This is a genomic window from Kaistella gelatinilytica (assembly GCF_015679325.1).
GTDB lineage: Bacteria > Bacteroidota > Bacteroidia > Flavobacteriales > Weeksellaceae > Kaistella > Kaistella gelatinilytica.
On record NZ_JADPVI010000002.1, the window covers coordinates 630,869 to 657,541 of the forward strand.

At 35.9% G+C, this 26,673-nt stretch carries 25 protein-coding genes; 18 read left to right on the plus strand and 7 right to left on the minus strand.

Annotated features, from left to right (window positions below; genetic code table 11):
* Positions 1 to 31 precede the first annotated feature (31 nt).
* Positions 32 to 994 carry a hydrogen peroxide-inducible genes activator gene (locus IV494_RS09980; RefSeq protein ID WP_196079993.1) on the minus strand — a complete coding sequence of 321 codons (963 nt, stop codon included), beginning with the start codon at positions 992 to 994 and terminating at the stop codon, positions 32 to 34.
* A 108-nt stretch (positions 995 to 1,102) separates the two neighbouring features.
* On the opposite strand from IV494_RS09980, the gene IV494_RS09985 reads away from it, so the two are divergent.
* The 6 genes from IV494_RS09985 (at position 1,103) to IV494_RS10010 (ending at position 6,139) form a co-directional block, all read left to right on the plus strand.
* Entirely contained in the window at positions 1,103 to 2,599 is a 1,497-nt protein-coding gene (locus IV494_RS09985; protein ID WP_196079994.1) for a catalase, read from the plus strand.
* A gap of 95 nt (positions 2,600 to 2,694) precedes the next feature.
* Complete coding sequence (locus tag IV494_RS09990; protein ID WP_196079995.1) at positions 2,695 to 3,462, plus strand: enoyl-CoA hydratase-related protein; 768 nt, start codon at positions 2,695 to 2,697, stop codon at positions 3,460 to 3,462.
* Positions 3,463 to 3,509: 47 nt separating this feature from the next.
* Positions 3,510 to 3,935 carry a deoxycytidylate deaminase gene (locus IV494_RS09995; RefSeq protein WP_262894671.1) on the plus strand — a complete coding sequence of 142 codons (426 nt, stop codon included), beginning with the start codon at positions 3,510 to 3,512 and terminating at the stop codon, positions 3,933 to 3,935.
* A gap of 34 nt (positions 3,936 to 3,969) precedes the next feature.
* A complete protein-coding gene (gene xerD / locus IV494_RS10000) occupies positions 3,970 to 4,887 on the plus strand; it encodes a site-specific tyrosine recombinase XerD (RefSeq protein WP_196080163.1) in 918 nt (305 codons plus the stop codon).
* A complete protein-coding gene (locus tag IV494_RS10005) occupies positions 4,884 to 5,396 on the plus strand; it encodes an NUDIX domain-containing protein (protein WP_196079996.1) in 513 nt (170 codons plus the stop codon). The genes xerD and IV494_RS10005 overlap by 4 nt, the downstream gene beginning before the upstream one ends.
* A gap of 65 nt (positions 5,397 to 5,461) precedes the next feature.
* The gene (locus IV494_RS10010) at positions 5,462 to 6,139 is read left to right on the plus strand and encodes an RluA family pseudouridine synthase (RefSeq protein WP_196079997.1); all 678 of its coding nucleotides are present in this window, start codon (positions 5,462 to 5,464) and stop codon (positions 6,137 to 6,139) included.
* A gap of 42 nt (positions 6,140 to 6,181) precedes the next feature.
* Here the strand turns inward: IV494_RS10010 and IV494_RS10015 are convergent, their stop codons facing one another.
* Positions 6,182 to 8,314, minus strand: coding sequence for a TonB-dependent receptor domain-containing protein (locus IV494_RS10015; protein WP_196079998.1), 2,133 nt, complete (start codon positions 8,312 to 8,314; stop codon positions 6,182 to 6,184).
* A 122-nt stretch (positions 8,315 to 8,436) separates the two neighbouring features.
* The gene (locus IV494_RS10020) at positions 8,437 to 10,713 is read right to left on the minus strand and encodes an aconitate hydratase (RefSeq protein ID WP_196079999.1); all 2,277 of its coding nucleotides are present in this window, start codon (positions 10,711 to 10,713) and stop codon (positions 8,437 to 8,439) included.
* A 142-nt stretch (positions 10,714 to 10,855) separates the two neighbouring features.
* Here IV494_RS10020 and IV494_RS10025 point away from each other — a divergent pair, with 142 nt between their 5' ends.
* From IV494_RS10025 to IV494_RS10075, 11 genes are all read left to right on the plus strand, one after another.
* Positions 10,856 to 11,146 carry a CD225/dispanin family protein gene (locus IV494_RS10025; protein WP_196080000.1) on the plus strand — a complete coding sequence of 97 codons (291 nt, stop codon included), beginning with the start codon at positions 10,856 to 10,858 and terminating at the stop codon, positions 11,144 to 11,146.
* Positions 11,146 to 11,526 (plus strand): DUF2752 domain-containing protein, encoded by a 381-nt coding sequence (locus tag IV494_RS10030; RefSeq protein ID WP_317192999.1) that lies wholly within the window; start codon positions 11,146 to 11,148, stop codon positions 11,524 to 11,526. The genes IV494_RS10025 and IV494_RS10030 overlap by 1 nt, the downstream gene beginning before the upstream one ends.
* 29 nt (positions 11,527 to 11,555) lie before the next feature.
* Complete coding sequence (locus IV494_RS10035) at positions 11,556 to 12,320, plus strand: WG repeat-containing protein (RefSeq protein WP_230380063.1); 765 nt, start codon at positions 11,556 to 11,558, stop codon at positions 12,318 to 12,320.
* 211 nt (positions 12,321 to 12,531) lie between these two features.
* Positions 12,532 to 14,646, plus strand: coding sequence for a TonB-dependent receptor (locus tag IV494_RS10040; protein ID WP_196080001.1), 2,115 nt, complete (start codon positions 12,532 to 12,534; stop codon positions 14,644 to 14,646).
* Between the two features lie 110 nt (positions 14,647 to 14,756).
* Positions 14,757 to 15,428 (plus strand): T9SS type A sorting domain-containing protein, encoded by a 672-nt coding sequence (locus tag IV494_RS10045; RefSeq protein WP_196080002.1) that lies wholly within the window; start codon positions 14,757 to 14,759, stop codon positions 15,426 to 15,428.
* 87 nt (positions 15,429 to 15,515) lie between these two features.
* Complete coding sequence (locus IV494_RS10050) at positions 15,516 to 16,295, plus strand: HU domain-containing protein (protein WP_196080003.1); 780 nt, start codon at positions 15,516 to 15,518, stop codon at positions 16,293 to 16,295.
* Positions 16,262 to 16,777 carry an acyl-CoA thioesterase gene (locus IV494_RS10055; protein ID WP_196080004.1) on the plus strand — a complete coding sequence of 172 codons (516 nt, stop codon included), beginning with the start codon at positions 16,262 to 16,264 and terminating at the stop codon, positions 16,775 to 16,777. Before IV494_RS10050 ends, IV494_RS10055 begins: the two co-directional genes overlap by 34 nt.
* Positions 16,778 to 16,795: 18 nt before the next feature.
* Complete coding sequence (locus tag IV494_RS10060) at positions 16,796 to 17,731, plus strand: 2-hydroxyacid dehydrogenase (RefSeq protein ID WP_196080005.1); 936 nt, start codon at positions 16,796 to 16,798, stop codon at positions 17,729 to 17,731.
* A gap of 80 nt (positions 17,732 to 17,811) precedes the next feature.
* Positions 17,812 to 19,092, plus strand: coding sequence for a serine hydrolase domain-containing protein (locus IV494_RS10065; protein WP_196080006.1), 1,281 nt, complete (start codon positions 17,812 to 17,814; stop codon positions 19,090 to 19,092).
* A 28-nt stretch (positions 19,093 to 19,120) separates the two neighbouring features.
* Positions 19,121 to 20,809, plus strand: a complete 1,689-nt coding sequence (locus tag IV494_RS10070; protein ID WP_196080007.1) for an Ig-like domain-containing protein — start codon at positions 19,121 to 19,123, stop codon at positions 20,807 to 20,809.
* A 2-nt stretch (positions 20,810 to 20,811) separates the two neighbouring features.
* Entirely contained in the window at positions 20,812 to 21,270 is a 459-nt protein-coding gene (locus IV494_RS10075) for a heme-binding domain-containing protein (RefSeq protein ID WP_196080008.1), read from the plus strand.
* A gap of 55 nt (positions 21,271 to 21,325) precedes the next feature.
* Here the strand turns inward: IV494_RS10075 and IV494_RS10080 are convergent, their stop codons facing one another.
* From IV494_RS10080 to IV494_RS10095, 4 genes are all read right to left on the minus strand, one after another.
* Positions 21,326 to 21,655 carry a hypothetical protein gene (locus tag IV494_RS10080; protein ID WP_196080009.1) on the minus strand — a complete coding sequence of 110 codons (330 nt, stop codon included), beginning with the start codon at positions 21,653 to 21,655 and terminating at the stop codon, positions 21,326 to 21,328.
* Between the two features lie 3 nt (positions 21,656 to 21,658).
* Positions 21,659 to 22,432 (minus strand): carboxylesterase family protein, encoded by a 774-nt coding sequence (locus IV494_RS10085; protein ID WP_196080010.1) that lies wholly within the window; start codon positions 22,430 to 22,432, stop codon positions 21,659 to 21,661.
* A gap of 55 nt (positions 22,433 to 22,487) precedes the next feature.
* Positions 22,488 to 23,303: a 3-methyl-2-oxobutanoate hydroxymethyltransferase gene (gene panB / locus IV494_RS10090; RefSeq protein WP_196080011.1), complete on the minus strand. Its 816-nt coding sequence runs from the start codon at positions 23,301 to 23,303 to the stop codon at positions 22,488 to 22,490.
* A gap of 104 nt (positions 23,304 to 23,407) precedes the next feature.
* Positions 23,408 to 24,121: a Crp/Fnr family transcriptional regulator gene (locus IV494_RS10095; protein ID WP_196080012.1), complete on the minus strand. Its 714-nt coding sequence runs from the start codon at positions 24,119 to 24,121 to the stop codon at positions 23,408 to 23,410.
* A gap of 89 nt (positions 24,122 to 24,210) precedes the next feature.
* On the opposite strand from IV494_RS10095, the gene IV494_RS10100 reads away from it, so the two are divergent.
* Positions 24,211 to 26,601 carry a heavy metal translocating P-type ATPase gene (locus IV494_RS10100; RefSeq protein ID WP_196080013.1) on the plus strand — a complete coding sequence of 797 codons (2,391 nt, stop codon included), beginning with the start codon at positions 24,211 to 24,213 and terminating at the stop codon, positions 26,599 to 26,601.
* Positions 26,602 to 26,673 lie beyond the last annotated feature (72 nt).

Genomic DNA, 26,673 nt, shown 5'->3' on the forward strand with positions numbered 1-26,673 from the left:
GTTTTTAAAAAATTTTAATACAATTTTAATTTTACTTAACGACTTGAGGCTTAACGTTGGCAAAAGATTCCGGATCCTTATTAAAATTCAGCTTTTCTTGAAGAGCCTGCTTTACAAAAAGTACAAATTCATCAATTATTTTCTGTTTATAGGTTGGCTTGTAATAAATGATGCTTATTTCACGGTAAGGAAAAGGTCTTCTAAATCTGGAAACTTTATCCTTTTGTTGATCAGACAACTGGATCATGCCCAGTTCCGGCAAAATACTTATTCCACCTACTTGATCAACCATTTGGATCAAAGTATTAATATTTGAAGCCGAAAACTCAAGATTACTCGGTTTCATGGAGTTTTCCTTTAAATGGCAAATATTTTCGAATTGTGTTCTCAAACAGTTTCCTTCCTCTAAAAGCCAGATCTTATCTACATTAATTTCTTCCGGAATGACAAAAGTATCTTCTTTTTTGCCCAAAGCACTTTCAGAAGAATACAACATGAGTTCTTCATTAAAAAGATGATCGTGGTAAAACTCGTTCGCGGCATCATAAGGAGTAGAAATAATTCCCGCATCTAACTCACCTGCTTTCAGAGCTTTTATGATATTTTCCGTCGTCATTTCCTTCACATTAAACTCAATTTTTGGATTTTTGCGCAGGAAGTCGAAAATTTCAGTAGGCAAAATAAAACTTGAAACGGTTGGGATAATTCCTAAATTAACTTTACCCGCCAAAACGTTGTTAAGAAGACTCGCTTTATTGCGCAGTTCATTAACAGAGTCTATAACGTGTTTTGCTTCCGTTATTATTTGAATACCAACATCGGTCGTACGAATTGGATGTGTTGTACGATCAAAAATTTTCACATCGAGCTCATCTTCAAATTTTTGTATCATTGCGCTCAACGTAGGCTGCGTAATGAAACATGCTTGAGCCGCCTTGCCAAAATGTTTATATTTATCAACGGCGATAAGATACTCTAGTTGCTGAATGTTCATATAATTAATTTTATCTATTACAAATATACGACCTTATCCTGATTTAATAAATTAATACCACGATTTCAGATTCGAAATTGTTAAATTTGTCTTTGAAAATACACATTCATGGCTACAAAGAAACTCACCTCCGGTTCCGGAGCACCTTATTTTGAACATCAGGATTCTCAAACCGTTGGTCCAAGAGGCCCTGTTTTGTTGCAGGATTTCATTTTGCAGGAAAATCTTGCGCATTTTGTGAGGGAGAGAATTCCGGAGAGAATCGTACATGCGAAAGGAAGTGGTGCTTACGGAAAATTTACCGTCACTCATGATATTTCAAAATATACGAAAGCAAAACTGTTTTCGAAAGTTGGAAATGAATGCAGAATGTTTGCAAGATTTTCGACCGTTGGAGGCGAAAAAGGCAGTGCAGATACAGAAAGAGATCCACGGGGATTTGCCTTAAAGTTTTATACCGAAGATGGAAACTGGGATCTGGTAGGAAATAACACACCTGTTTTCTTTATTAAAGATGCTAAGAAATTCCCAGATTTTATCCATACTCAAAAACGAGTTCCCAAAACAAATTTGAAAAGCGCTACCATGAAATGGGATTTTTGGAGTTTCAACCCAGAATCGCTTCATCAGGTTTTAATTTTGATGTCTGATCGCGGAACACCTTACGGATACAGACACATGCACGGATTTGGTTCTCATACTTTCTCGATGATCAATGATGCAAACGAAAGAGTTTGGGTTAAATTTCATTTCAGATCACAACAGGGAATCAAAAATTTCACGACGGAAGATGCGCAACAAATGAAAGGTGAAAATCCCGACTTTGCGCAAGAAGATCTCGTTGACGCGATAGAAAACGGAGATTTTCCGAAATGGACGCTTTTTATTCAGGTCATGACTGAAGAACAGGCACAGGAATTCCGCTGGAATCCTTTTGATGTAACGAAAGTCTGGTTCCACGACGAATTTCCCCTAATTGAAGTGGGAGAAATGGAACTGAACGAAATTCCAAATAACTTCTTTGCGCACGTTGAACAATCTACTTTCTCGCCCAGCAATTTAATTTCAGGTATCAGTTTTTCTCCTGATAAAATGTTGCAGGGAAGATTATTTTCTTATCCAGATGCACACCGATACAGAGTTGGAGCCAATTCCCATTTATTAGAAGTAAACCGTTGTCCTTTTGGTTTTAATAATTATCAAAGAGATGGCGCAATGGCAGATTCGTCAAGTTATAAAGATGCACCGAATTATTATCCCAATAGTTTTGACGGAGTAGAACCTGATTCTGACTACAAAAATTTAGATTACGATTTAGACAGCACAAGTGTTGCTCATTTCAATCGTAATGAAAATGATGATGATCATTACACCCAACCGGGTTTACTTTATACAAAAGCGATGACCAAAGAAGCGCGCGAGCATTTAGTGAAAAATATCATCGAGTCTATGAATGATATTTCAGGTCCGAAAAAAGATGAAATTATCAACCGTCAACTTTGTCATTTCTTTCGCGCAAATATCGAGTTGGGAATGAAGATCGCTTTAGGATTACAGGTAAATATTGATGCCGATATGATCACCCATTCGAAAAACAACGATTAAAAAAAGTCTAAATTATTATTTAGGGTGTAAACACGCCCTTTTCTTTGGAAAAATTTCTTAATTTGCGCTTTATTAATAACAATTCTACAACATAAATGAATTACGATAATATCATTCTCGAGATTGACGACAAAACAGCTGTCATTACGATTAATCGGCCCGAAAGTTTGAACGCCTTAAATTCTAAAACAATTAAGGAACTAAGCACCGCTTTCGGAGAATTAGATCAGAACAAAGACATCAGAGTTATTATTTTAACGGGAAGTGGCGAAAAATCTTTTGTTGCAGGAGCTGATATCAAAGAATTCTCAGATTTTGGCGCAAAAGCCGCAGAAGAATTATCGAGAAACGGACAAAAGATTTTATTTGATAAAATAGAGAATCTTAGCAAGCCTGTAATCGCAGCAGTTAACGGATTTTCTCTTGGTGGTGGTTTAGAATTAGCAATGGCTTGTCATATACGGTACGCGTCTGAAAACGCAAAACTGGGTCTTCCGGAAGTTACCTTAGGATTAATTCCTGGATACGGCGGAACTCAAAGATTACCCAAACTGGTTGGAAGAGGTTTAGCAAACGAGATGATTTTCTCCGCAAAAATGATTTCAGCACAAAGAGCTAAAGAAATTGGTTTGGTGAACGAGGTTTTTAGTTTAGAAGAACTTCTGCCAAAAACCAAAGAATTGGCCACGACAATTTCCAGAAATTCACCCATGGGAATTTCAAAAGCAATTATTGCTGTAAACCAATCGGACAAAGACACCGGTTTCGAAACCGAGATGAAAGCTTTTGGTGAATTGTTTGAAATGGATGATAAAAAAGAAGGTGTTCAGGCATTTTTAGAAAAAAGAAAACCCTCTTTCTAAGTATAGAATTATTTAGATTTAATAATAGACTCATAAAAAAAATATTTTTGGAACCAACTAAATTTGATAAAGCGTATTTGAAAATGGCCATAGAATGGTCGAACTTGTCGTACTGCAAAAGAAAAAAAGTTGGTGCCTTAATCGTAAAAGACCGCATGATCATTTCTGATGGTTACAACGGAACTCCTTCAGGATTCGAAAATTGCTGCGAAGATGACGCCGGAAAAACCCAGTGGTTTGTCTTACACGCAGAAGCCAACGCTATTTTAAAATTAGCAGGATCTACACAATCAGCCAAAGACGCGACATTATATCTCACTTTGTCGCCCTGCAAAGAATGCAGCAAACTTATTTTACAGGCGGGAATTAAGAAATTAGTTTATGTAGATCATTATTCAGACAGCGAAGGAATTGAATTTCTAAAAAATCACGGAATTGAAATTTTACAAGTACCAGATGATGACTTAAAATAAAAAAACACAAACACACACAAACACACACACAATGATGACCTGGAATGAAAAAATTAGCGACTTCGAAAATTTCTTAAAATTTGAAAGAAATTTTTCCGACAACACACTGGATGCCTATTTAAGAGACATCAGAAAACTGAGAGACTATGCCGAATTTGAACTTGAAAATACCGGACCGTTTCAAATAACGTACGAAAATATTCAGGAATACCTTTTTCAGCTTTCAAAGAAAAAATTCAGTGAGCGATCACAGGCAAGATGGATCTCTTCAATTAAATCTTTCTTTAAATATTTGGTAGAAGATGAAGTTCGTACCGATAATCCCACAACGCTTCTCGAAGGACCAAAACTTGGGCTTTACCTTCCCGATACCTTAAGTTTTGAGGATGTTAACCGAATCATTAAGGTAATTAATACGGACACCGATCTTGGACGCAGAAATCATTGTATGATCGAAGTTCTTTATGGTTGCGGTTTGCGCGTCTCCGAATTGATCGATCTGAAAATTTCTAACATCAATTTTAAAGAATCTTATTTAAAGGTCGAAGGAAAAGGCGACAAATCCCGGTTCGTTCCGATGGCAACTTTCACCTCAACATTGATCAAAGATTATATTCGGGAGATCAGATCAAAGTACAAGATCAATAAAAGATGTGAAGACATTTTATTCTTAAACAGCCGTGGTTCTGCGATGTCGCGCGTTATCGTCTTTATTATTATCAAAGAATTGACGGAAAAAGCGGGTATCAATAAGAAAATATCTCCACACACTTTCAGACATTCTTTTGCCACGCATCTTTTACAAAATGGTGCAGATCTACGGTATATTCAGGAAATGTTGGGACATTCCAGCATTACGACAACTGAAATTTATACGCATTTGAAAAACGAAGAATTGCGCGATGTGATCTTGAACTACCATCCAAGAAATAAAGTAAAAGAAGTGGAATGAGCGATTTAAAATTCTGCCCAAAATGTGGACATGAAACATTGATCTGGGACGGCGAAAAAAAATGGAGCTGTTCCAATTGCGATTATGTTTTGTTTCACAATGTTGCTGGAGCAGTGGCAGTTCTCATTAAATTTAAAGACGAAATTCTATTCACCCGACGAAATGAAGAGCCGAAAAAAGGCAAATTAGATTTATCGGGTGGGTTTGTTGATCCCAAAGAAAGTGGAGAAGAAACCTGTGTTCGCGAGCTTTTTGAAGAGATGAAAATGAAAGTTGACAGTTCTCGGTTAAAATATCTTGCCAGTTTACCCAATACGTACGAATACAAAAATATTCTTTACAATACTTTAGACCTTTTTTACGAATACGAAGTTGAAGAAAAATTTGAGGTAGAACTGGAAATTTCGGAGATCTCTGAGACAGTTTGGATCAAAAAAGAGGATATCAATTTAGAAGAAATTGCCTTTGATTCGCAGCGCGTATTTTTAAAAAAATATAAAAATTCTTAATTAAAATTTTCATCCTGAACGCAACGTTCTTTTTTACGTAAATTTGCAGTTCGTAAATTTCAAACATGAAGGAACAAATCGTTTTCGAAGACAATCATCTCTTAGTGATCAATAAAAAAGCCGGACAACTCGTTCAGGGCGATAAAACTGGTGATTTTTCATTGCTTGATTTACTAAAGAATTTCATCAAAGTAAGAGATCATAAACCCGGAAATGTTTTTCTTGGTTTGGTTCACCGCATCGATCGGCCAACTTCTGGATTGGTGATTTACGCGAAAACTTCAAAAGCACTTTCACGTTTAACACAAATGGTAAAAAATCGTGAAATTAAAAAAACATATTGGGCAGTTGTTCCAAAAGTAGAAATTCCTCAGACTCAAAGGTTAGTTCATTATCTGCAGAAAAATGAAAAGAATAATAAGACCACTGTTTTCCCGAAAATAACGGAAGGCGCAAAGGAAGCGATTCTCAATTACGAGATCATTAAAAGTTTGGATAATTTTCAACTGCTTGAAATAGATCTTGAAACGGGTCGTCATCATCAAATTCGTGCGCAATTATCAAAAATTGGAGCTCCGATCAAAGGCGATTTAAAATACGGTGCAGCCCGCTCAAATCCTGATGGTGGAATTCATCTTCATGCCAGAAAACTAGAATTCCTTCATCCCGTAACGAATGAAAATGTGAGCATTACCGCCGAAGTTCCGCAGAATGATCCCGTTTGGAAAGCGTGTGAAGAATAAAGATAAAAAAAAGGTTTCTAAAATTTAGAAATCTTTTTTATGTTATTGAATTACCGGAATAGAGCTAGAATCGTCTTTTTTGTCTTTATCCAACAAATTGGAATCTACTTTAGCGTTCTTATTTTTGGTTGGAATTTTAAAATTTACAGAAACACCAAACTTCCGCGTATCATTTTTACTTGACAAATAGACATTTGGAACACTTGAAATTGAATGAAGTGCAGTTTCCTGAGTATTGAAAATGTCGTCTGCAAAAAGCGAGACATTTAATCTTTCGTTCATGAATTTTTTGGAAATATTTAAATTAAGAGAATTGCTGAATGGCTTATCTGCAACAAAATAATAGTAATTTCCTTTTGCAGTCAAATAGCTGTAATTCGCTACGAACTTAATGTCTTTAGGTAAAATAATTTGTGCCATAAAATTGAAGACCCAAAAACCTTTCGCTGTGACATCGGGTAATTGATGCAACTGATAAGCAGAATAAATATAGACAAAATTCAGTTTATCAGGATTCATGTTAAATTTCATCAACTCTTTTAATGGCGTATTAAAAATGGCAAACGGAATTGGAAAACCAACATTAAAATTATGAATTTTCAATTCAGAAACATTGTCTTGCGAATTAACCACAACATCTCCTACTCTGCTGATTTTTTGAACGACCTGATTCTTGGCAACACTCACATTATATCCTATAAAAACATAATCGACCGCACTTAACTTGGCTTCGAAATTATCGAAAATCGTCGGTTGCAAATTGGGATTTCCTGCAGATTCAGAATTAGGTCCAGCAAAAGTCGTATTGTTCGGATTTAAAACTGAAATGCTCGGTAAAGAAATTTTTCTGTTATAATTTAAAGCAAAGTAAACCTGCTTTGCAAAGTTATACTGCAAACTAGCGTTCGGAAAAAATTTAAATTTCTTAAAGTTAGTCAGATCTTCGTAACGATTTTTATTGTAATTATAAGCGGTTCCTGAGATATCATAATCTTCGGCCCGTGTTCCCAAAATGATGTCGATCTTTTTCAAAGTCGCTTGAAATTCCAGGTAAGCCGCAGCATTTAATTTTTGATAATCTAAATTGATCTCATGAAAACTGGCGGTTTTATAATTTTGCTTTTCATAAAGCCCACCAAAACTAACTTTTCCCTCATCTAAAATTTTCAAAGGTTGCGAATAATCTACTTTAAAATTCGAAACCTTCATCACCGATGAATTATCCAAAACGTTCTGAGATTGCTGAGCATCTTCCTGATTAAACTGCGAATCGGCTTGAGAATAAGAGGCTTTGAAATCTAATTTTTGCCCTTTGTTTGCAAATTTTTTCTGAAAAGTCACAACCGCTTCATTTCGATAATTCTCTGAATCTAAATAGGAATTTTGGGTATAAGGATTTCCTTGGAAGATCCCGGAACTCAGATTATTCGTGTCGCCACCATTTTTATAAAAATCATAATTCAAAAGCAAACGGTCCATTCCTAAATCAATTGTTACAGCCGTTTTTGCAAAAATTCCGCGGTTAATTCGGTCAGAATTAATGAAGGCTAAATCGTCTTGGTTAGAATTCATAATGCTTTCCCGATAGTTTTGTCCGGCGTTGATCTGCCATCCAAAATATTTATTTCTGGCGTTTAAATTAATGGAATTTCCAGTTCGACTGCGAAATCTATCGTCATTCGTAAAGCTGTAGTTTCCGGAATAAGTTGCGGTTAAATATTTTTGAGAATTTTTATTGGTGATGATATTCATAATTGCACCACCTGAAGTTGCGGGAAACTCTGCACCCGGCTGTGTAATGATTTCAATTCTCTCTACAGAATTCGCGGGCATTCCTTCTAAAAAAGAATTCAACTCATTACTTGAAATATTGAGTGGTCGTCCATCCATATAAACAGCCAGCTGTTTTCCCTGGTAAAGCATTCCTGCAACATCGGAAACAATGAGACCCGGCAATTTTTTCATTCCTTCCATTACCGTTCCTGAATTCAGGTTTGGTTGCTCGGAAAAATCAAAAATTGTACGATCGGCTTTTTGTTCAACAGCTTTTTTAATTTTGGTGATCACTACACCTTCTATTTGCTTTTCTTTCGTTGTGGAATTTGGTTTTTCCTGTGAAAAATAGAGTTGAGAGAATAATAAAGCAATAATTGCAGAGGATATTTTTTTGGTCATAGATAAATTTCTATTGTATTAGACAACAATATCCCCGAAAAGTTACATGATGCCACATTTAAAAAGGCAAATAAAAAACCGCTCAATTAATTGAGCGGTTTTAATCTTAATTTTAAAAGAAATTAAGCGTTTCTTGCTGCTTCAGCTGCGATCAAGTTTAGCGCAGAACCTGCTTTAAACCAATCGATTTGTTGAGCATTGTAAGTATGGTTCGTTAAGATCACATCTTTTGTTCCGTCGGAATGAACCAATTCTAAATTTAATTGTTTTCCTGGTGCGAACTGATCTAAATCTAAGAAATTAACAGTGTCATCTTCTCTAAATTTATCGTAATCTGCTTTGTCAGCAAACGTTAATCCAAGCATTCCCTGTTTTTTCAAATTTGTTTCGTGAATTCTCGCGAAAGATTTTACCAATACAGCTTTTACCCCAAGATGTCTTGGTTCCATTGCTGCGTGTTCTCTGGATGAACCTTCACCGTAATTCTCATCGCCTACAACAATGGTTGGAATTCCAGCTGCTTTGTAGGCTCTCGCTACTGCAGGAACTTCACCGTATTCTCCTGTTAAAAGGTTTTTCACAGTATTGGTTTCCATGTTGTAAGAATTGATCGCACCGATCAACATGTTGTTGGAGATGTTATCTAAATGTCCACGGTATTTTAACCATGGTCCCGCCATAGAAATATGGTCGGTTGTACATTTTCCGAAAGCTTTAATTAAAACTTTCATTCCAGAAATATTTTTTCCGTCCCAAGGCTGGAAAGGAGTCAACAATTGAAGTCGATCTGAAGTTGGACTCACATTTACCTGAACTGTAGAACCATCGTGTGAAGGTGCTTGATAACCTTTATCATCAACTGCGAAACCTTTTGGAGGCAGTTCCAAACCTTGCGGTTCGTTTAATCTTATCTGTTCTCCCGCTTCGTTGGTCAATGTATCTGTAATTGGATTGAAATCTAATCTACCGGAAATTGCAACTGCAGCAACCATTTCTGGTGAAGCGACAAAAGCGTGGGTGTTTGGATTTCCATCGGCTCTTTTAGCAAAGTTTCTGTTGAAAGAATGAATGATGGAGTTTTTCTCTCCTTTGTCTGAACCTTCTCTATCCCATTGTCCGATACACGGTCCACAAGCATTTGTAAAAATTCTTGTTGTTGGGAATTTTCTGAATGAATTTAAGAAACCGTCTCTTTCTGCAGTAAATTTAACCTGTTCAGAACCTGGGTTAATTCCTAAAATTGCTTTAGGTTTTACTCCTTTTGCAAAAGCATCTTCAACAATAGAAGCGGCTCTTGATAAATCTTCGTAGGAAGAGTTGGTACAAGATCCGATCAAAGCCCATTCAACTTCAATTGGCCATCCGTTTGCAACAGCTTTCTCATGAAATTCTGAAACTGGCGTTGCTAAATCTGGTGTGAAAGGTCCGTTTAAATGTGGAGTTAACTCGTCTAAATTGATTTCAATAACCTGATCAAAATAAAGTTCCGGATTAGCGTAAACTTCGTCATCTCCTGTTAAGTGGTCTGCAATTTTATCAGCTGCATCAACAACATCCTGTCTTCCGGTTGCAGATAAATAACGTCTCATAGAATCATCATATCCGAAAGTTGATGTCGTAGCTCCAACTTCAGCACCCATATTACAAATGGTTCCTTTTCCAGTAGCAGAAAGAGATTTTGCTCCTTCACCGAAGTATTCTACGATACAGCCAGTTCCACCTTTTACAGTAAGAATACCGGCAACTTTCAAAATAATATCTTTCGCGGCGGTCCAGCCGTTTAATTTTCCTGTTAATTTTATACCGATCAATTTCGGCATTTTCAGTTCCCAAGCCATTCCTGCCATTACGTCAACCGCATCTGCACCACCAACACCGATGGCAACCATTCCTAAACCACCTGCATTTACCGTGTGAGAATCAGTTCCGATCATCATTCCACCTGGGAATGCGTAATTTTCCAAAACAACCTGGTGAATAATTCCAGCTCCCGGTTTCCAGAAACCAATTCCGTATTTATCGCAAACAGAACTTAAGAAATTAAAAACCTCAGAGTTTTTATTAATACCTTCCTGAAGATCTGATTCTGCACCAACTCTTGCCTGGATGAGGTGATCAGCATGAGCGGTAGAAGGAACAGCAACTTTTGATTTTCCCGCCTGCATAAACTGCAAAAGAGCCATTTGAGCAGTCGCATCCTGCATTGCTACTCTGTCTGGAGCGAAATCTACGTAAGAATTTCCTCTTTCATAAGTTTGAGATGCAGCACCTTCCCAAAGATGGGTATAAAGAATTTTTTCTGATAAGGTAAGAGGTTTCCCCAATACTTCACGTGCTTTCGCAACTCTCTCAGGGTAAAGCTCATACACTTTTTTAATCATGTCAAGGTCAAAAGTCATATCTGTATATTTTTAATGAAAATTTAATGAACTCAAAATTACAAAATTTTTAAGTGTAAAATTGCCTAAAGTGATTTAGAATTAAAATAAATATGATGTTGATCATCTATTTTTAATTACTTTTATCAAAAAATTAATTAAAATGACAAATCAAGATTTCAGCACTAATTCGAACGCGGTACCTCCAAAAACGTGGTTGGTCGAATCTATTTTGGTAACTATTTTCTGTTGTCAAATATTGGGAATTATCAGCATTATCTATTCAGCAGGTGTCGAATCAAAATTTTACAGAGGTGATATTGTAGGCGCAGAAAATTCATCGCGAACTGCGAAAACACTTGTAATTGTAAGTGCTGCATTTGGTGTTTTAACGGTTATTGCAGTTGCTATTATGGCAGCATTAGGAGTTTTTGCAGGATTTTATAACAGCTAGTGATCATCAATAAAAAAAATTATTCCGCATTACTTTTTGTCGCCTTCATAGGATGCGGACTGATTTTTTATTACTTTTTCAATCCACAATCGAACAGCTTTCTTCTTAAATGTCCCTTTAAATTTTTCACAGGATATGATTGTCCGGGTTGTGGTGGTCAACGAGCGCTTCATGCTTTGCTGCATGGGAAATTTAGACAGGCTTTTTCTTATAATCCATTATTTATAGTAGCGATTCCTTACGTTATTTTAGGAATATTATTTGAATGGTTTGGTTTGAAATACTCGTTTCCAAAAGTTCGAAAAATTTTATATGGTCAAACCGCCATCTATATTATTGCTATCATCATAATGAGCTTCTTTATTTTGAGAAATATTTAAAATGGTATTTTTGGTCAAAATTTTGTTAGATGAAATTTATGAAGAATGCTCTGGTCCTATTAATTTTATGTTTCTCCGTTATTTTATCTGCTCAGAAAAAGAAGATTTCTAAAAAATCGCCGGCTAAAAAAAACCTCGCTTTAAAACACATCCCTAAAATTAATCCGGATCTCATTAAAATTAATGATTCTATTCCTGCCCTGATCCCAAAGAAGGAAGAGGGCAAATTCGGCTTCATCAATCAGAAAGGAAAAGTAGTCATCAAACCTGAATACAGCAATGTTGGATTTTTTACGGAAGACTGTAATCTTCAAAATTCCACCGATGCAAAAGTGATGATCTATGGTTCAAACAAATTTGCTTCAGTACGTTTAAATGACGTTGATTATCGGATTAATGAAATCGGAAAAAGAGTTTATCAATTCAAAGACAGCGATTTAGGAAAGTGCAAGCAGGAAATTAAAACCCAACTTTTTCACGGATACATTTTAGGAAAATATTACGGAATCATTGAAGATTCTAAATTCGAAAATCCCGCAGATTACAAGCAATTCACGATTTATCCGCAGTATGATTATCTTCACATTCTGGAAGGAGACGACTTGAACAACCCAATGATTATCGCAGTGCGGGACGACAAGTTTGGCGTAATCGACATTCGTAATAAAATTATTATCCCTTTTCAATATAGCGACATCAAAAGAAATTACAGCTGGAAATTAGCACGCCTTTTCGAAGTGACAGAAGACGGCACCAACTATTTCTACATCGATGTTGCGAACAAAAAATATTAGAAAATATTTTGTAATATTGCAATCAGAAATTTAAGGGGTGCTTTGAAAAGCTGAGATTATACCCAATGAACCTGGAACAGGTAATGCTGTTTAGGGAAATTAAAATAAGGAATTAATAATGAGTAATCAGCAATGGTTATTACTTATTACCAATAACTTATTACTAATCAAATTCACCCCTTTTATTCAATTAATATTAAAAATTAAAAGAATGAAAGGATTTATTGTTTTTGGACTTATCGCAGGTCCATTCTATTTTGCGCAGTCGGTGCAGGATACATTGAAAACTCAAGAGATCGAAAGTGTTAATTTCACTAGACGATTGCCAGTTTCCAAAGAAATTATCAACGTTGAAAAAGACCTCAACCAAAAGAATCTCGGGCAGGATCTCCCGATCTTATTAAAAAATCAGACTTCTGTAATTTCGACTTCTGACGCCGGAAATGGAGTTGGTTACACGGGTTTTAGAATTCGTGGCGTCGGTGGAACTGGAATTAATGTAATGATGAACGGCGTTCCTTACAACGATTCTGAAAGTCAGGGAACTTTTTTTGTCGATGTCCCCGATTTAGCAAGTTCAGCTTCTCAGATCATCATTCAGCGTGGCGTTGGTACTTCTTCAAATGGCGTTTCGGCTTTCGGTGCAAGTGTGAATGTGATTTCAAAAGATCCTGAAGAAAAATTTTATGTAAAGTCCGATAATTCTTACGGTTCTTTTAATACGTATAAATATTCCGCAGAAATTGGTAGCGGTAAGTTTTGGAAAGACCGGTTATCAGTAATGGGAAGATATACGAAAATTCATTCTGATGGCTATATCGACCGTGCTTTTTCAGATTTAGACTCTTACAATTTTTCCGCACTCTTTGAAGAAAATAAAACTAAAATCCGTTTACTGGCGTTTGGCGGAAAAGAAAAAACCTATCAAGCCTGGAATGCGATTGACAAAACGACTTGGGAAACCAATCCGAAATATAATTTTTCGGGCGCGATTTACGACGCAAATTTTGAAAACATCATTGGATTTTACGATAACGAAACTGATAATTACCTACAGAATCATTATCAATTGCTTTGGGAGCAAAATTTTAATGAGCATTGGAATTTAGAAACGACTTTCCATTACACGAAAGGAAAAGGATATTACGAAAACTATAAGCAAGACGCAAAATTTTCAAAATACAATTTACCTAATTTATTAGTTGATAATCAAACCATTAAAAGAACAGATTTCATCCGTAAAAAATGGCTGGATAATGATTTTTATGGCGGAGTGTCCACGCTTTATGGAAGATTTGCAAATCTTGATGTGAATTTCGGTATTGTCGGAAATCAGTATGAAGGAAAACATTACGGAAATGTTTCGGGAGTTTATTTCCCTGATATTTTCGAACATGAATATTACAGGAACCAATCTGTAAAAAGAGAATTTGCCGGTTTTGCAAAAGCCATCATTAAGGTAAATCAGTTCGAATTTTATGGCGATCTGCAATTGCGAAATATCAATTACGACACTAAAATTGTACAACAAGGTGACAATGAAGGCGCAAATCTGAATAAAAACTGGCTGTTCTTCAATCCTAAAGTTGGATTCAATTATAAAATAAATTCCGGGAAACTATTCTTTTCCTACGCTCACGCACATCGCGAACCTAACCGGGACGACCTTTTCGCAAATCCGGAAACAAAACCTGAGAAGTTGCACGATTTCGAAGCTGGTTTGGAAAAAACTTTCGGCGCAGTTTCTTTCACTACCAATCTCTATTATATGAATTATGTGAATCAGTTGGTTTTGAATGGCCAAATTAATGACATTGGTGAATTCATAAGAGTCAACTCTGGAAAAAGTTACCGCATGGGAATCGAACTTGGTGCCTTGGCGAAACTTTCTGAAAAATGGAATATTTCCGGCAATTTGACTTTAAGTAAAAATGAAAATCAAGATTTCAAAAATGAAACTTCGACGGGAATCGAAAATCTTGGAAATACCCCGATCTCTTTTTCTCCCGGTATTATTGCAAATGGACTGGTTAATTATTCACCCGCTAAAAACTTCAGTTTAGGAATTCAAAATCAGTACGTTGGAAGTCAACATCTAGATAACACAAATACTGAAAATTTACGATTAAAAGAATATTTTCTCACCGATCTCAACGCGAGATACACTTTAAATTTAAAAAGAACGGAAGTTGATTTTAAACTTTTGGTGAATAATCTTTTCAACCAAAAATATGTGAACAATGGTTTTGTTTATGACAGCACTCCATTCTATTTTTCGCAAGCTGGAACCAACTTTCTTTTCGGCGTGAGTTTTAGATTTCAATAACTCTACATCATTGTCTCATAGGGAGTTATTGAAAAATATTTTGAAGTGAAATGATTTTTGTATCATAAAATAAATTAATTTTGTTCTTTAAATTTTAAACCAAAATTATTATGAAAAAATTCTATTCTTTGCTGGTAGCACTATTATTAACTGCTACAGTGAGTGCACAATTAACTACTCAAGTTACTTCACCCGGAGTATTTAAAATCACCTATGGTGCTGCAAACGATTACACGATCTACTCCCCCGGATTTGAAGTACCAACATTTTACGTTCATTGTTTCGTAAATGCTGCTGACAATACTACAGGATCTGCATTCGAAGATGCGTGGTCTAACTCTACAGTGACGATGAACTGGGATGCCGTTGCAATGGCTTATGTGGGAATTATCGATTTGAACAGCAAAATGTTTACTCAAACTGGTGCAAAAATTCCTGCCGGAACTACTGTTAATAAAGTAGGTATGGTATTCAAAAATTTGCAGAATGGCGCAGACTTTCAATCAGGTGATCTGGTTGCTAACGGACCAACAACCATCATTACATTAGGAGTTTCCGGAACAACTTTAAAAGCAAAGTCTTCAGTTGTAAACGGTCAGTTGCGAACTGCATTATCTGGTAGTTTATCTCTTGAAATCTATGAAATGAGTGGTAAACTTGTCAATTCTTTCAAAGCGAATTCTAACGGAAACGCAATTGATTTAAATGTAAATAAAGCTGGGATCTATTTGGTGAAGATCACAAATGGTTCTAACAGCGAAGTGGTGAAATTTGCAAAATAATTTCTATCACAAATAATTTTTAAAGACTGCTTTCTGAGCGGTCTTTTTTTTGATTACATCGCTCAAAAACCATAAATTTGTCGCAATATGAATTTTTCTCAACTTCTTCTGGAATTTTTACAGAAACATGGCAGCGTTTCCGTTCCCGGTTTCGGAATATTTTACCTGAAAAATACCAATGCGATTGTTGATCAATCATGCAAAAGTATTTTACCACCTGGAAAAGAAGTCGCTTTCCGAAATGATTCTGGTGATAAAGGACAAGATTTCATTCAGTTTCTTTCTGCGCAAAGAAGCATTTCAGAATTAGAAGCCGAAATCGAGATCAGAAAACAGGTTACTTTCTGGAATTCCACACTGGAAAAAGAGGGAAAACTTTCGTTAGAAAATCTTGGAACCTTTTTTCTTGACGACAGCAAAATTCATTTTACGGGAAACAGAACCGAAAATCTTTCCCCCGATTTCTACGGTCTCGAAGAAATAACGATTTCGGAAATTAAAAATGTAAAGGTTAAAGCTGAGAATAATTCTTCTGAAAAATCATATCAATTCAGCAAGTCAATTTATTGGGTTCTTCCTTTAGTGATCGGTGTTTTAGCCTTGACTTATTTTGGGATCACGCAACCGGAGAAAATTTTTGGCAGAAAATCTTTTAATGATGATTTCAACAAAAAACCGGTCGAAAAAATTAAAAAAGATTCTGTTAAAATAGATTCCACAAAATTGTCAGCTGCTAAATTAGATTCGTTAAAAACCGATTCTATTCAATCTGTAATCATCTCTCCAAAAGCTCCGGTTAAAAAATGGAGTTCTAAAAAATATTCAAATTCTAAATGGAAAAAAGCAAAAAAGCCTCAGAATCGTTAACTATTATGACGAATATCGTTTTACCGAACGAAACCAATTCTTTACGAAATCTTTTTGGTGGCGAACTGCTCGCAAAAATGGACCGCTGCGCTTCAATTTCTGCGGCAAGACACTGCGAGAGACGTGTTGTAACTGCTTCTGTAAATCATGTCTCCTTCGATCATCCCATTCCGGAAGGCGGAATTGTAGTGCTGGAATCAAAAGTTTCGCGCGCCTTCTCAACCTCCATGGAAATTTATGTAGATGTTTGGTTAGATGATCCTATCAATCATAAAAGAATTCACACGAACTCAGGAATTTATACTTTTGTTGCAGTTGACGAATTCAACCGACCAATTCCGATCCCAAAAATGGAACCCGAAACTGAGGAAGAAAAATCGAGGTTTGAAGCTGCATTGCGTAGAAAAGAACTGTCATTAATTCTTTCAGGAAGAATGAAAGCTGCAGATTCTGTGGAACTAAAGAAATTATTCGGCAGTTGATATTTTTAAAAATACAAAATGAAAATCCTTCTTCTCGATAAAAATCATCCGTTGATCACGGAACAACTTTCTGCGAAAGGATTTTTGCTGGAAGAAGATTTTAATTCAACTTACAATGAAGTTTTAAAAAAGATCGCGACTTATGATGGTATAATTATCAGAAGTCGAATTCCCATTGATAAAAATTTCATTGAACACGGCGAAAATTTAAAATTTATCGCGCGAGTTGGAGCCGGAATGGAAAACATCGATGTTGAATTTGCAAAAAAATCTGGAATAAAACTGATCAGCTCTCCGGAAGGAAACCGCGATTCTGTGGCGGAACATGTTTTGGGAATGCTTCTCATTTTAATGAACCGACTTTTTATCGCTTCTAGTGAAGTTAAAAATGGAATCTGGAAACGCGAAGAAAATCGGGGCGACGAACTTTTGGGAAAAACTTTTGGCATTATTGGCTACGGAAACATGGGAAAAGCGGTCGCGAAAAGACTTTCAGGTTTTGGAGTGAAAGTGATTTTTCATGATATTATTCCAGATCTATCAAATGAATTTGGCACTCAGGTTTCCTTGGAAACTTTACAAAAAGAAGCTGATATTTTGAGTTTGCATCTTCCAATAACTCCTGAAACTCATTATATAATTGATGAAGATTTCATTTCAAAGATGGCAAAAGATTTCTATTTCGTCAATACTGCGAGAGGAAAAAATGTAAAAACGAGCGATTTAATTGAAGCAATAAAATCCGGTAAAATAAAAGGTGCCGCTCTTGACGTTCTGGAATTCGAGAAATCATCATTTGAAAATATAGAATCGGAGAATGAAGACTTACAATATCTTTTACACTCCGAAAAAGCGATCTTAACACCTCATATCGGAGGCTGGACCATACAAAGCAAGGAAAAATTAGCGCAGGTTATTGTAGATAAAATTTTATCTGACTTTTGGCAGTCTTAACAAATCTTTATGATTGCCGTCTTATAAAATCTTCGCAGAATCTCTTATATTGCGGAGATTTTTAGTTCAAAAACCTTTAAATGAAATTTTTACAGCGCTTCTTTTTTATCTTATTTTCTGGCTTCATGTTGTTTTCCTGCAAAAAAGACAACAAAAAAAATGAAGATGCAAAAACCACCTTACCCAATTACAGCAACATCAATCTTGACGATATTTTCAAAAGGAAAGACAACCATCTTGATAACCAGGATTCTATTGTTGCAACCATTGATCAATATTATAAAAACGTTTGGGAGAAAGGCGATTTGTGGGGCGGGTTTTTAGTTGCGAAAGGCGATAAAATTCTTTACGAGCATTACAGGGGTTTTGCGCAGGATAATAAGCAGGAGCCGATCAATGATACCGTTGCACTGCATGTTGCATCTATTTCTAAAACATTGACGGCAATGGCAACAATGAAATTAATTGAAGCCGGAAAAATAAAGCTGAATGATCCTTTAACAAAGTATTTCCCCAAATTTCCGTACCCAAAAGTGACCGTTTTTACTCTTCTGTCGCAGAGAAGTGGTTTGCCAAAATATGAATATCTCATTGAAAAATTAAAACCCGAACCTGCTGAATATCACAAGAAATATCTGACCAATCAGGACATCTTAAATCTGCTTATCCGTTATAAACCAGAACTTGCCCGCGAAACCAACACCGGTTTTATGTATTGCAACACAAATTATGCACTCCTGGCTTTATTGATCGAAAAAACTACGAAAACCCCATTTCCAGAGGCAATGCAACAAATTGTTTTTCGACCTTTGAAGATGAAAAACACTTATATATTTAAGGAGAAAGATACTTTAACCGCTGCAAAATCTTTTTTCCAGCGTGGACCGAAAGTTTATCCTTATGATCGGCTGGATCTAATTTATGGTGATAAAAATGTTTATACCACTCCACGTGATCTGCTCAATTTCTCGAAAGCCATGTTCGCCAAAAATTTCCTTCGAAGCGACATTCAGGAAAAGATCTTTGAACCTTACAGCAACGAAAAGGCTGGAATCAATAATTATGGAATAGGCTTCCGTATGAAAATCTTTGATAATGGCGAAAAACTTACTTATCACAATGGTTGGTGGCACGGAACAAATTCCGTGTTTGCTCATTTATTAAAATCAAATGTTACCATTATTGCGATCGGAAATAAATATTCCGGCAGAGTTTATACTGCTTTGGCACTTTCCGGACTTTTTGAAGATTTCCCTTTTGAAACTGCGAAACTTCAGAAAGACATGAATGAAAATGACAGCGTAAAAAACTCCTCCGGAAAAGCTGCGCAGAAAGAAACTAATGATTCGTACAGTGAATAATTTTCTTAATTTTGTTTAAAATTCATCAATGAAGAAAATTTTCTTTCTTTTAATTCTCAGTTTTTTAATTTTTTCCTGTGCCCGTGTTGGTTCACCCGTGGGAGGCGCAAAAGATACGATCCCGCCGAAGGTTGTTTCTACCAATATCGATTCTTCCAGAGTTAACGTTCCGAGAAACATTAAAGAGCTACGCATTGATTTTGATGAATATATCACTTTAAAAGACATTAATAAACAGCTGATCATTTCGCCGCCGCTGAAGAAGATGAAAAAGATCCTTCCCTCCGGAATGGCCAATAAATATCTCCTCATCAAATGGGACGATACGTTGCAGGCAAATACCACTTACAATTTTAATTTCGGAAATTCTATCGTTGATAACAACGAGAATAATGCCCTGAAATATTACAATTTCGCTTTTTCTACAGGTGATAAAATAGATGATCTTTACGTTAGTGGTGAGCTGAAAAGTCCAATTGCCGACACCAAGAATAAAACAGAAGAAACCAACTTGGTAGTGGGACTTTACCAGGTCAAAGATTCTATGGATTACCGGCAGAAACCTTATTATATTAACAAAGCAGATCCCGATGGGTATTTTGAACTCAATTATTTATCGCCCGGAAAATATCGACTTTTAGCTTTTGAAGACACCAATTCAAATTCTGTTTATGACGCTGGGAAAGAAAAAGTGGGTTTTTTGAAAGACGAAATTGTTTTGGATAAAAGTATTTCTGGTTTAAAGGTCAATTTATACCCTTCCAAAAAACCCTTGAAATATCAGGAAATGAAAGAAGCTCCGGGAGGAATTTTGATGACTTTTGAAGGGAATCCTGATGCAGTAAAAGTTCTTTCGGTCAGCGAAAAACTTCAGGATTACAAGGTGACGCATTCACCAAAGTCAGATTCGATCAATATTTGGTTCGATGCTAAAAAACAAAATCTCGGAATTGACACAAGTGAAAATCTAAAATTCAGTTATGATGATGGTATAAAAAAAGATACCGTCTCCGTTTTTTATCGCTACAACAAGAAAAATGAAATGTCCGTGACGAATAACAGCGGCAATTTATTGGCACCCAATGAAGATTTCGTCATCACTTCGAATTATTTCGTAGATAAAATTCAACCCGAAAAATGGACTCTGGTTTCAGACAGCATTGCTCAGGAATTTACAGCAAAAATAGGGGACAAAAACCCTTATGAAATTAAAATTAAATCCAACTTTAAAGAAGGTAAAAAATATTCGCTGACGGTACCAAAAGGAACTGTTTCCTCCTTTTTCGAAAATACAACTGTCTCAAAACGTTTTGATTTTGAAGCCGATAAGTCTGAGAAATACGGTTCTTTAATAGTAACACTTCAAAATGCACCTGCCGAAAAATTCTGGTTTCAATTGCTCAATGAAAGTGGAATTGTTGCCTATTCGAGATATGGAAAAGAAGAAACACTGACTTTCAAAACTTTAAAACCCGGAAAATATCAAATTAGAATTCTGGTTGATAACAATGAGAACGGCATCTGGGATTCTGCTGATTTTAAAGAGGGAATTTTCGCAGAAGATGTTTTTGTTTACGCGAAAAAAATTGAAGTCAGACCGCTTTGGGAAATTCGTGAAACCTGGGACATCCAAGCGAAAGAGGAAATTCCACCTGTGAAAAGCGCCGTTGAGGAAAAAACAACAATTCCTGCAAAAACCGACTTACCTAAAAAATAGTAATGAAAACTTTTAAAAATATTCTCTACTGGTTTCTAATTGCAATTGCTTTAATTCAATTTATTCCGGTAAACAGAGTGAATAAACCGGTGGATCAAAAAGTGAATTTCGTGAATGTTCTCGCAACTCCGGGGAATGTGCAGGCAATTTTAAAAAAAGCTTGCTACGACTGCCACAGCAACGAAACAATTTATCCTGATTATGCGTATGTTGCGCCAATTTCCTGGTCCATCAAAAATCATATTACTAAAGGTCGAGAGCATCTCAACTTTTCTGAGTGGGGAACTTTTAACAAAGATCTGAAGAAAAATATGCTCGAAAATTCTGCGAAATCGATAAAGGATTATTCAATGCCACTTGGAGCCTATATTAATAAACATCCGAAAGCCAACCTAACGAAAGCAGAAAGGGTTTTATTGAGCGATTATTTTGAGGGGATTTTACAATCAGGGAATTACTAGATTCGGTTAAAAACCCTAAAAACAGCTAATTCTAAAAGAAAAATTCTTTAAGATTCTACTGACGAGTAACTCTGGGTCTGTTAAAAATTGATAGAATTACACCTGCAAAAAGACCGATCGTTTTCAGCATTCCAAACTGCGACTCTTTCGGCAAAAACGCTCCGATTATACACAAAGCTGCTGCAGCGTACATTGGGTACAACAGGTTTTTATTTGATAAAGTTGGTGCCTGAAAAAAGAAGCTGACTCCTATTAAAATGTAAAATAATTTGTTGTAAAGTAAATCGTTGATTGCGGGCGTAAACAGATTAAAAAATCCTACTACCAGACACAGAATTGCTGCGATTGATAATATTCCCTGAATTGCTTGAGTATTGGTTTTCATTTTTTATTTTTTTTGATTAAAAAGCCATTTTGGTATTGCATCTACGAGTTGCGCAGATAAAATGTTGTTGTGATATTTGTCTTTAAATTCCCAAAAGAGAACTTGTCCTTTGTCCTTCATTTCCTCGTAAAATCTAATATTACTTTGAGGTAAATTATCCGTATCTAAACTTCCGTGAACAATCCAGATCGGAGTTTTCAGAAGGTTGTTGTTATTATTGAATTGTGAAATTCCCGAAACATTAATTGCCGCAGCAAATAAATCAGGTCTTGTAGAAATAGCGTTTGAAGTTGTTGAGCCACCCATCGAAAATCCGATAACATAAATTCTGGAACGATCAATATTTTTTGAATTTGCCAGTGAATCAACCGACTTTAAAAACAGATCAAGATATTCATTTGATTCGGAAACCTGAACTCCACGCGTTTCATCAAGATGATAATTTGAAGAACGAACCGGGAATTGCGGAGCGATTATAAATGTAGAATAATTCTTTCTGTTTTCCGGAAGCAGCCACATTTTAGACAAAACGCCCATTTGTGCTTTATTATCCAAACCAATTGCGCCGGAACCATGAAAAACTACGATGAGCGGATATTTCTCGTCTGGATTAATTTTTTCCGGACTTAAAATTCGATATTTTAAAGACTCTTTTCCATTGCTGAAATGACCTTCTTTAAATTCAGAATAATCTAAACTTTTAATGAAGGAAATTCTGTCCAGACTTAGAGTTGAATCTTTCGAATCGCAGATTTCTGTCTTTGTACCAAACTGCATTTTTTGAGAAACGCAGGACTGAAAAAAACAGAAAACGAAAAGAAAAAGGGAAAATTTAATAACTTTCTTTTTCATTTGGAAAATCTACAGCTTTCACATCTTTTACAAATTCAGAAACAGCGCCGGTAATTTCGGTGTACAGATCAAGATATCTTCTTAAAAATTTTGGGGAAAAACCTTGATTCATTCCTACCATATCGTGGTAAACAAGAACTTGTCCGTCGCAATCGGGGCCTGCTCCAATTCCAATCGTTGGAATAGAAATACTTTCTGATACTTTTTTTGCCAATGCTGCCGGAATTTTTTCTAAAACCAAAGCGAAACATCCTAATTCCTCCAGTAATTTGGCATCTTTTAATAATTTTTCGGCTTCTTCATCTTCTTTTGCACGAACTTTATAAGTTCCGAACTGGAAAATAGATTGCGGCGTTAAACCCAAATGTCCCATAACAGGAATTCCGGCGTTCACGATTTTTCGAATTGATTCTTCAACTTCACTTCCGCCTTCTAATTTGATGGCGTGCGCTTGAGATTCTTTCATGATTCTTACGGAAGATTCCAAAGCTTTTTCCGGATTCGACTGGTAACTTCCGAAAGGCAGATCTACCACAACCAAAGCTCTGTCAACGCCGCGTACAACGCATTGTGCGTGATAAATCATATGATCAAGCGTGATCGGTAAGGTAGTTTCAAAACCTGCCATCACATTTGAGGCTGAATCTCCCACCAAAATAGCATCAACTCCACCTGCATCTACCATTTTGGCGGTAGTGAAATCATAAGCAGTGAGCATGGTTATTTTTTCTTTGTCGAATTTCATTTTTCGCAAAGTTTCGGTGGTGATCTTTTTTATTTCAGAATGTACAGACATGTTTTAGTTGATAATTGATGGTTGATAATTGATTGATGAATGTTTAAAAATTAAATGATCAAATCAAATGTATTTTCAAAGCAGTAAATCATCAAATTTTGTAATTAACTTATTATATGACCCAGTTTTCTCAGTTTATCGTGATGAATAATTTTGATGTTACGTCCTTCGACTTCGATCAGTTCATCCTGCTTAAATTCAGAAATCAATCGGATCGCACTTTCTGTGGCAGTTCCAATGATGTTTGCGATTTCTTCTCTGGTCAGAGAGATCTTGATAAATCCTTCGGGATCGGTTCCTAATTTCTGTTCCAGAAGAAGTAAAATTTCTGCTAATCTCTCGCGCACCGTTTTTTGCGCTAAAAAGGTAACAGTATTCGAGGATTCTCCTAATTCGAAAGCGATCTTCTGCATCATGGCGAAAGACAGTTTCGGATACACTTCTAAAAGATGAAGAAAAAATTCTGACGGCAAAAACAAGGTTTCAACTTCGGTCATCGCCTCTCCCTTTGCCTGAAAATTCTCCCCGCAAAGCAAAGACCGGTAACCGATCAGATCGCCTTCTTTTATAAATCGTAAAATTTGCTCCTTCCCATAAACGCCCTGCTTAGAAAGTTTTGTCGTTCCCTTCTTTATAAAATAAACTCCTTTTGAACTGTCACCATCCTCGAAGATCGTGTCACCTTTATGGAATTTAAGAACTTGTTTAGCGGAAAGATATTTTTGAAAATCCTCCTCGGAAAGCATTTCCTGGAAGGAGTCTTCATTGAAAACTTTTTGCAAATTTTCTTCGATGAGGTTTTGTTTTTCTAAAGACATTATTATGACATTTATCAGCAAAAATAGAGCTTTTAAAACCTTAACACAAATTTATTTGTTATAATTTTGTGGGTTGAAATTAATCAAAAGTGTCAGAAAATTGTTTTCATTGCGATCAGGATATAGAAAAAGAGCGGATTTCGTTTGACGAGAAAATATTTTGCTGTAACGGATGCAAATCGGTTTATGAAATACTGAATATTAATGATTTAGGTAATTTTTATGAACTGAATAAACGTTCAGGAATTCGACCAAATGACGATAATATTTCGCAGTTTGATTATCTCGACACGAAAGAAATTTTCGATAAAGTCACCGATTTTTCAGAAGGAAATACGAGTCTTGTCACTTTTAAAATTCCGGTCATTCACTGCTCTTCCTGTATCTGGCTTTTGGAGAGTTTACATACTTTGAACCCAAATATCAATTATTCTCAAGTTAATTTTACCCGAAAAAATGTACAGATTTCATTCAATCACAATGAACTGAAATTAAGTGCACTGGCGAAATTCCTGAGCAATTTGGGCTACAAACCGGTAATTAACCTTGAAACTGCGGAGAAAAAAGAAGAATTCTTAGACAAAACTCTGGTCATTAAACTTGCAATCGCAGGATTTGCGTTTGGTAACGGAATGTTCTTTTCTTATCCGGAATATGCGGGAGAATTGATGGGAACGACCGATTTCTGGATGGATAAATACAAACCTCTGTTCAGGTTTTTAATGTTTTTATTAGCTACTCCTGTTGTTTTTTATTCTGCTTCAGATTATTTTAAATCAGCCTGGTTTGGATTAAAAAATAAAATAGTAAACATTGACGTTCCAATCGTTTTAGGAATTTTAATGCTTTATGGAAGAAGTATTTATGAAACGTTGACCAATTACGGAGCTGGATATTTTGACACTTTGTGTGGTTTACTATTCTTTATGCTTTTGGGGAAATTGTTCCAAAAAAGAACGTACAGCGCACTTTCTTACGATCGAGATTACAAATCATTTTATCCGATTGCGGTAACCAAAGTTGATTTCAACGGAAAACAGGATAATATTCTGCTTTCAGATTTAAAAATTGGCGACCGGATAATGGTTCGAAATCAGGAAATTATTCCTGTTGACGCGGTTTTGATTAATGGGGAAGGAAATATCGACAACAGTTTTATCACAGGTGAAAGTGCTTCAATACCTAAAAAAGCGGGCGATAAGATTTTTGCCGGCGGAAAACAAATTGGTTCTGCACTTGAACTAGAAGTCATCAAAACAGTGAATCAAAGTTATCTTACTCAACTTTGGAATAAAGAAGCTTTTAAAAAATACGAAACCGGACTCGATAATTTAACCAATGAAATTTCAAAATATTTCACCTTCATTATATTAGGAATAACTTTGATTGCCGGGATTTACTGGGGAAGAATCGATTTTGAAAAAATGTTCCAGGTGGTTGCAGCGATCTTAATTATTGCCTGTCCATGCGCTTTAGCATTATCTGCGCCTTTTACATTCGGTCATGTTATGAGGATTTTGGGTCGAAATAAATTTTACGTAAAGGACACTTTGACCATCGAAAAAATCTCGAAAATTGACACGCTGGTTTTTGATAAAACGGGTACCATTACGCACAATAAAAAATCAAATATCAATTTTGACGGTACAGAAATTTCTGAATTCGACCTTAAAAATATTAAAAGTCTATTAAAGAATTCTAATCATCCTCTTTCAAAATCACTTTACGAATTTGTAGAGGTGAATGATGAATATTTCCCGATCGAACAGTTCAAGGAAATCGCAGGGAAAGGTTATGAAGCGCAGGTGAGAGGAAATTCCTATAAAATTGGTTCGGCAAAATTAGTTGGACAAGAATCCAAAAACCTCGAAACTGCAGTATATATAAGTAGAAACGGTGAGTTTTTAGGGAAATACATTTTTAAAAATGAATATCGAGACGATTTAAAATCGCTCTTCAAGACGCTTAATGAATACAAAATTCATATTTTAAGTGGTGATAATTCCTCAGAAGAAGTGAAGTTAAAAAGCATGATCCCGAATGTTGTGGGAATGGCTTTTAACCAAAGTCCGGAAGATAAACTGAACTATATCAAACATCTGCAGGATCAAAATCAAAAAGTTGCGATGTTTGGTGATGGATTAAATGATGCGGGAGCTTTAAAACAAAGTAATGTGGGAATTGCAGTTGCAGATGACACCAATTCCTTTACACCATCATCTGATGTGATCATGTCAGGGAAAAAGTTGGTAGATTTTGTAAAATATTTGAAATTTTGTAAAGACGCGATGAATATTGTGAAAATGACGTTTGCAATTAGCTTTATGTACAATATTATAGGACTTGGATTTGCGGTGACGGGACACATGTCGCCACTTTTTGCCGCGATTTTAATGCCGATCAGTTCGATAAGTGTTGTGGCTTTTACATCCGTCGCAACGTGGTGGCGAAGCACTAAATATTTCAAAATCAACAGTTAAAGTTGAATTGTGCTAATTTAGACATATTTCAAATTAACGTATTTTAACATTAAATGATGAAAATCATATTTT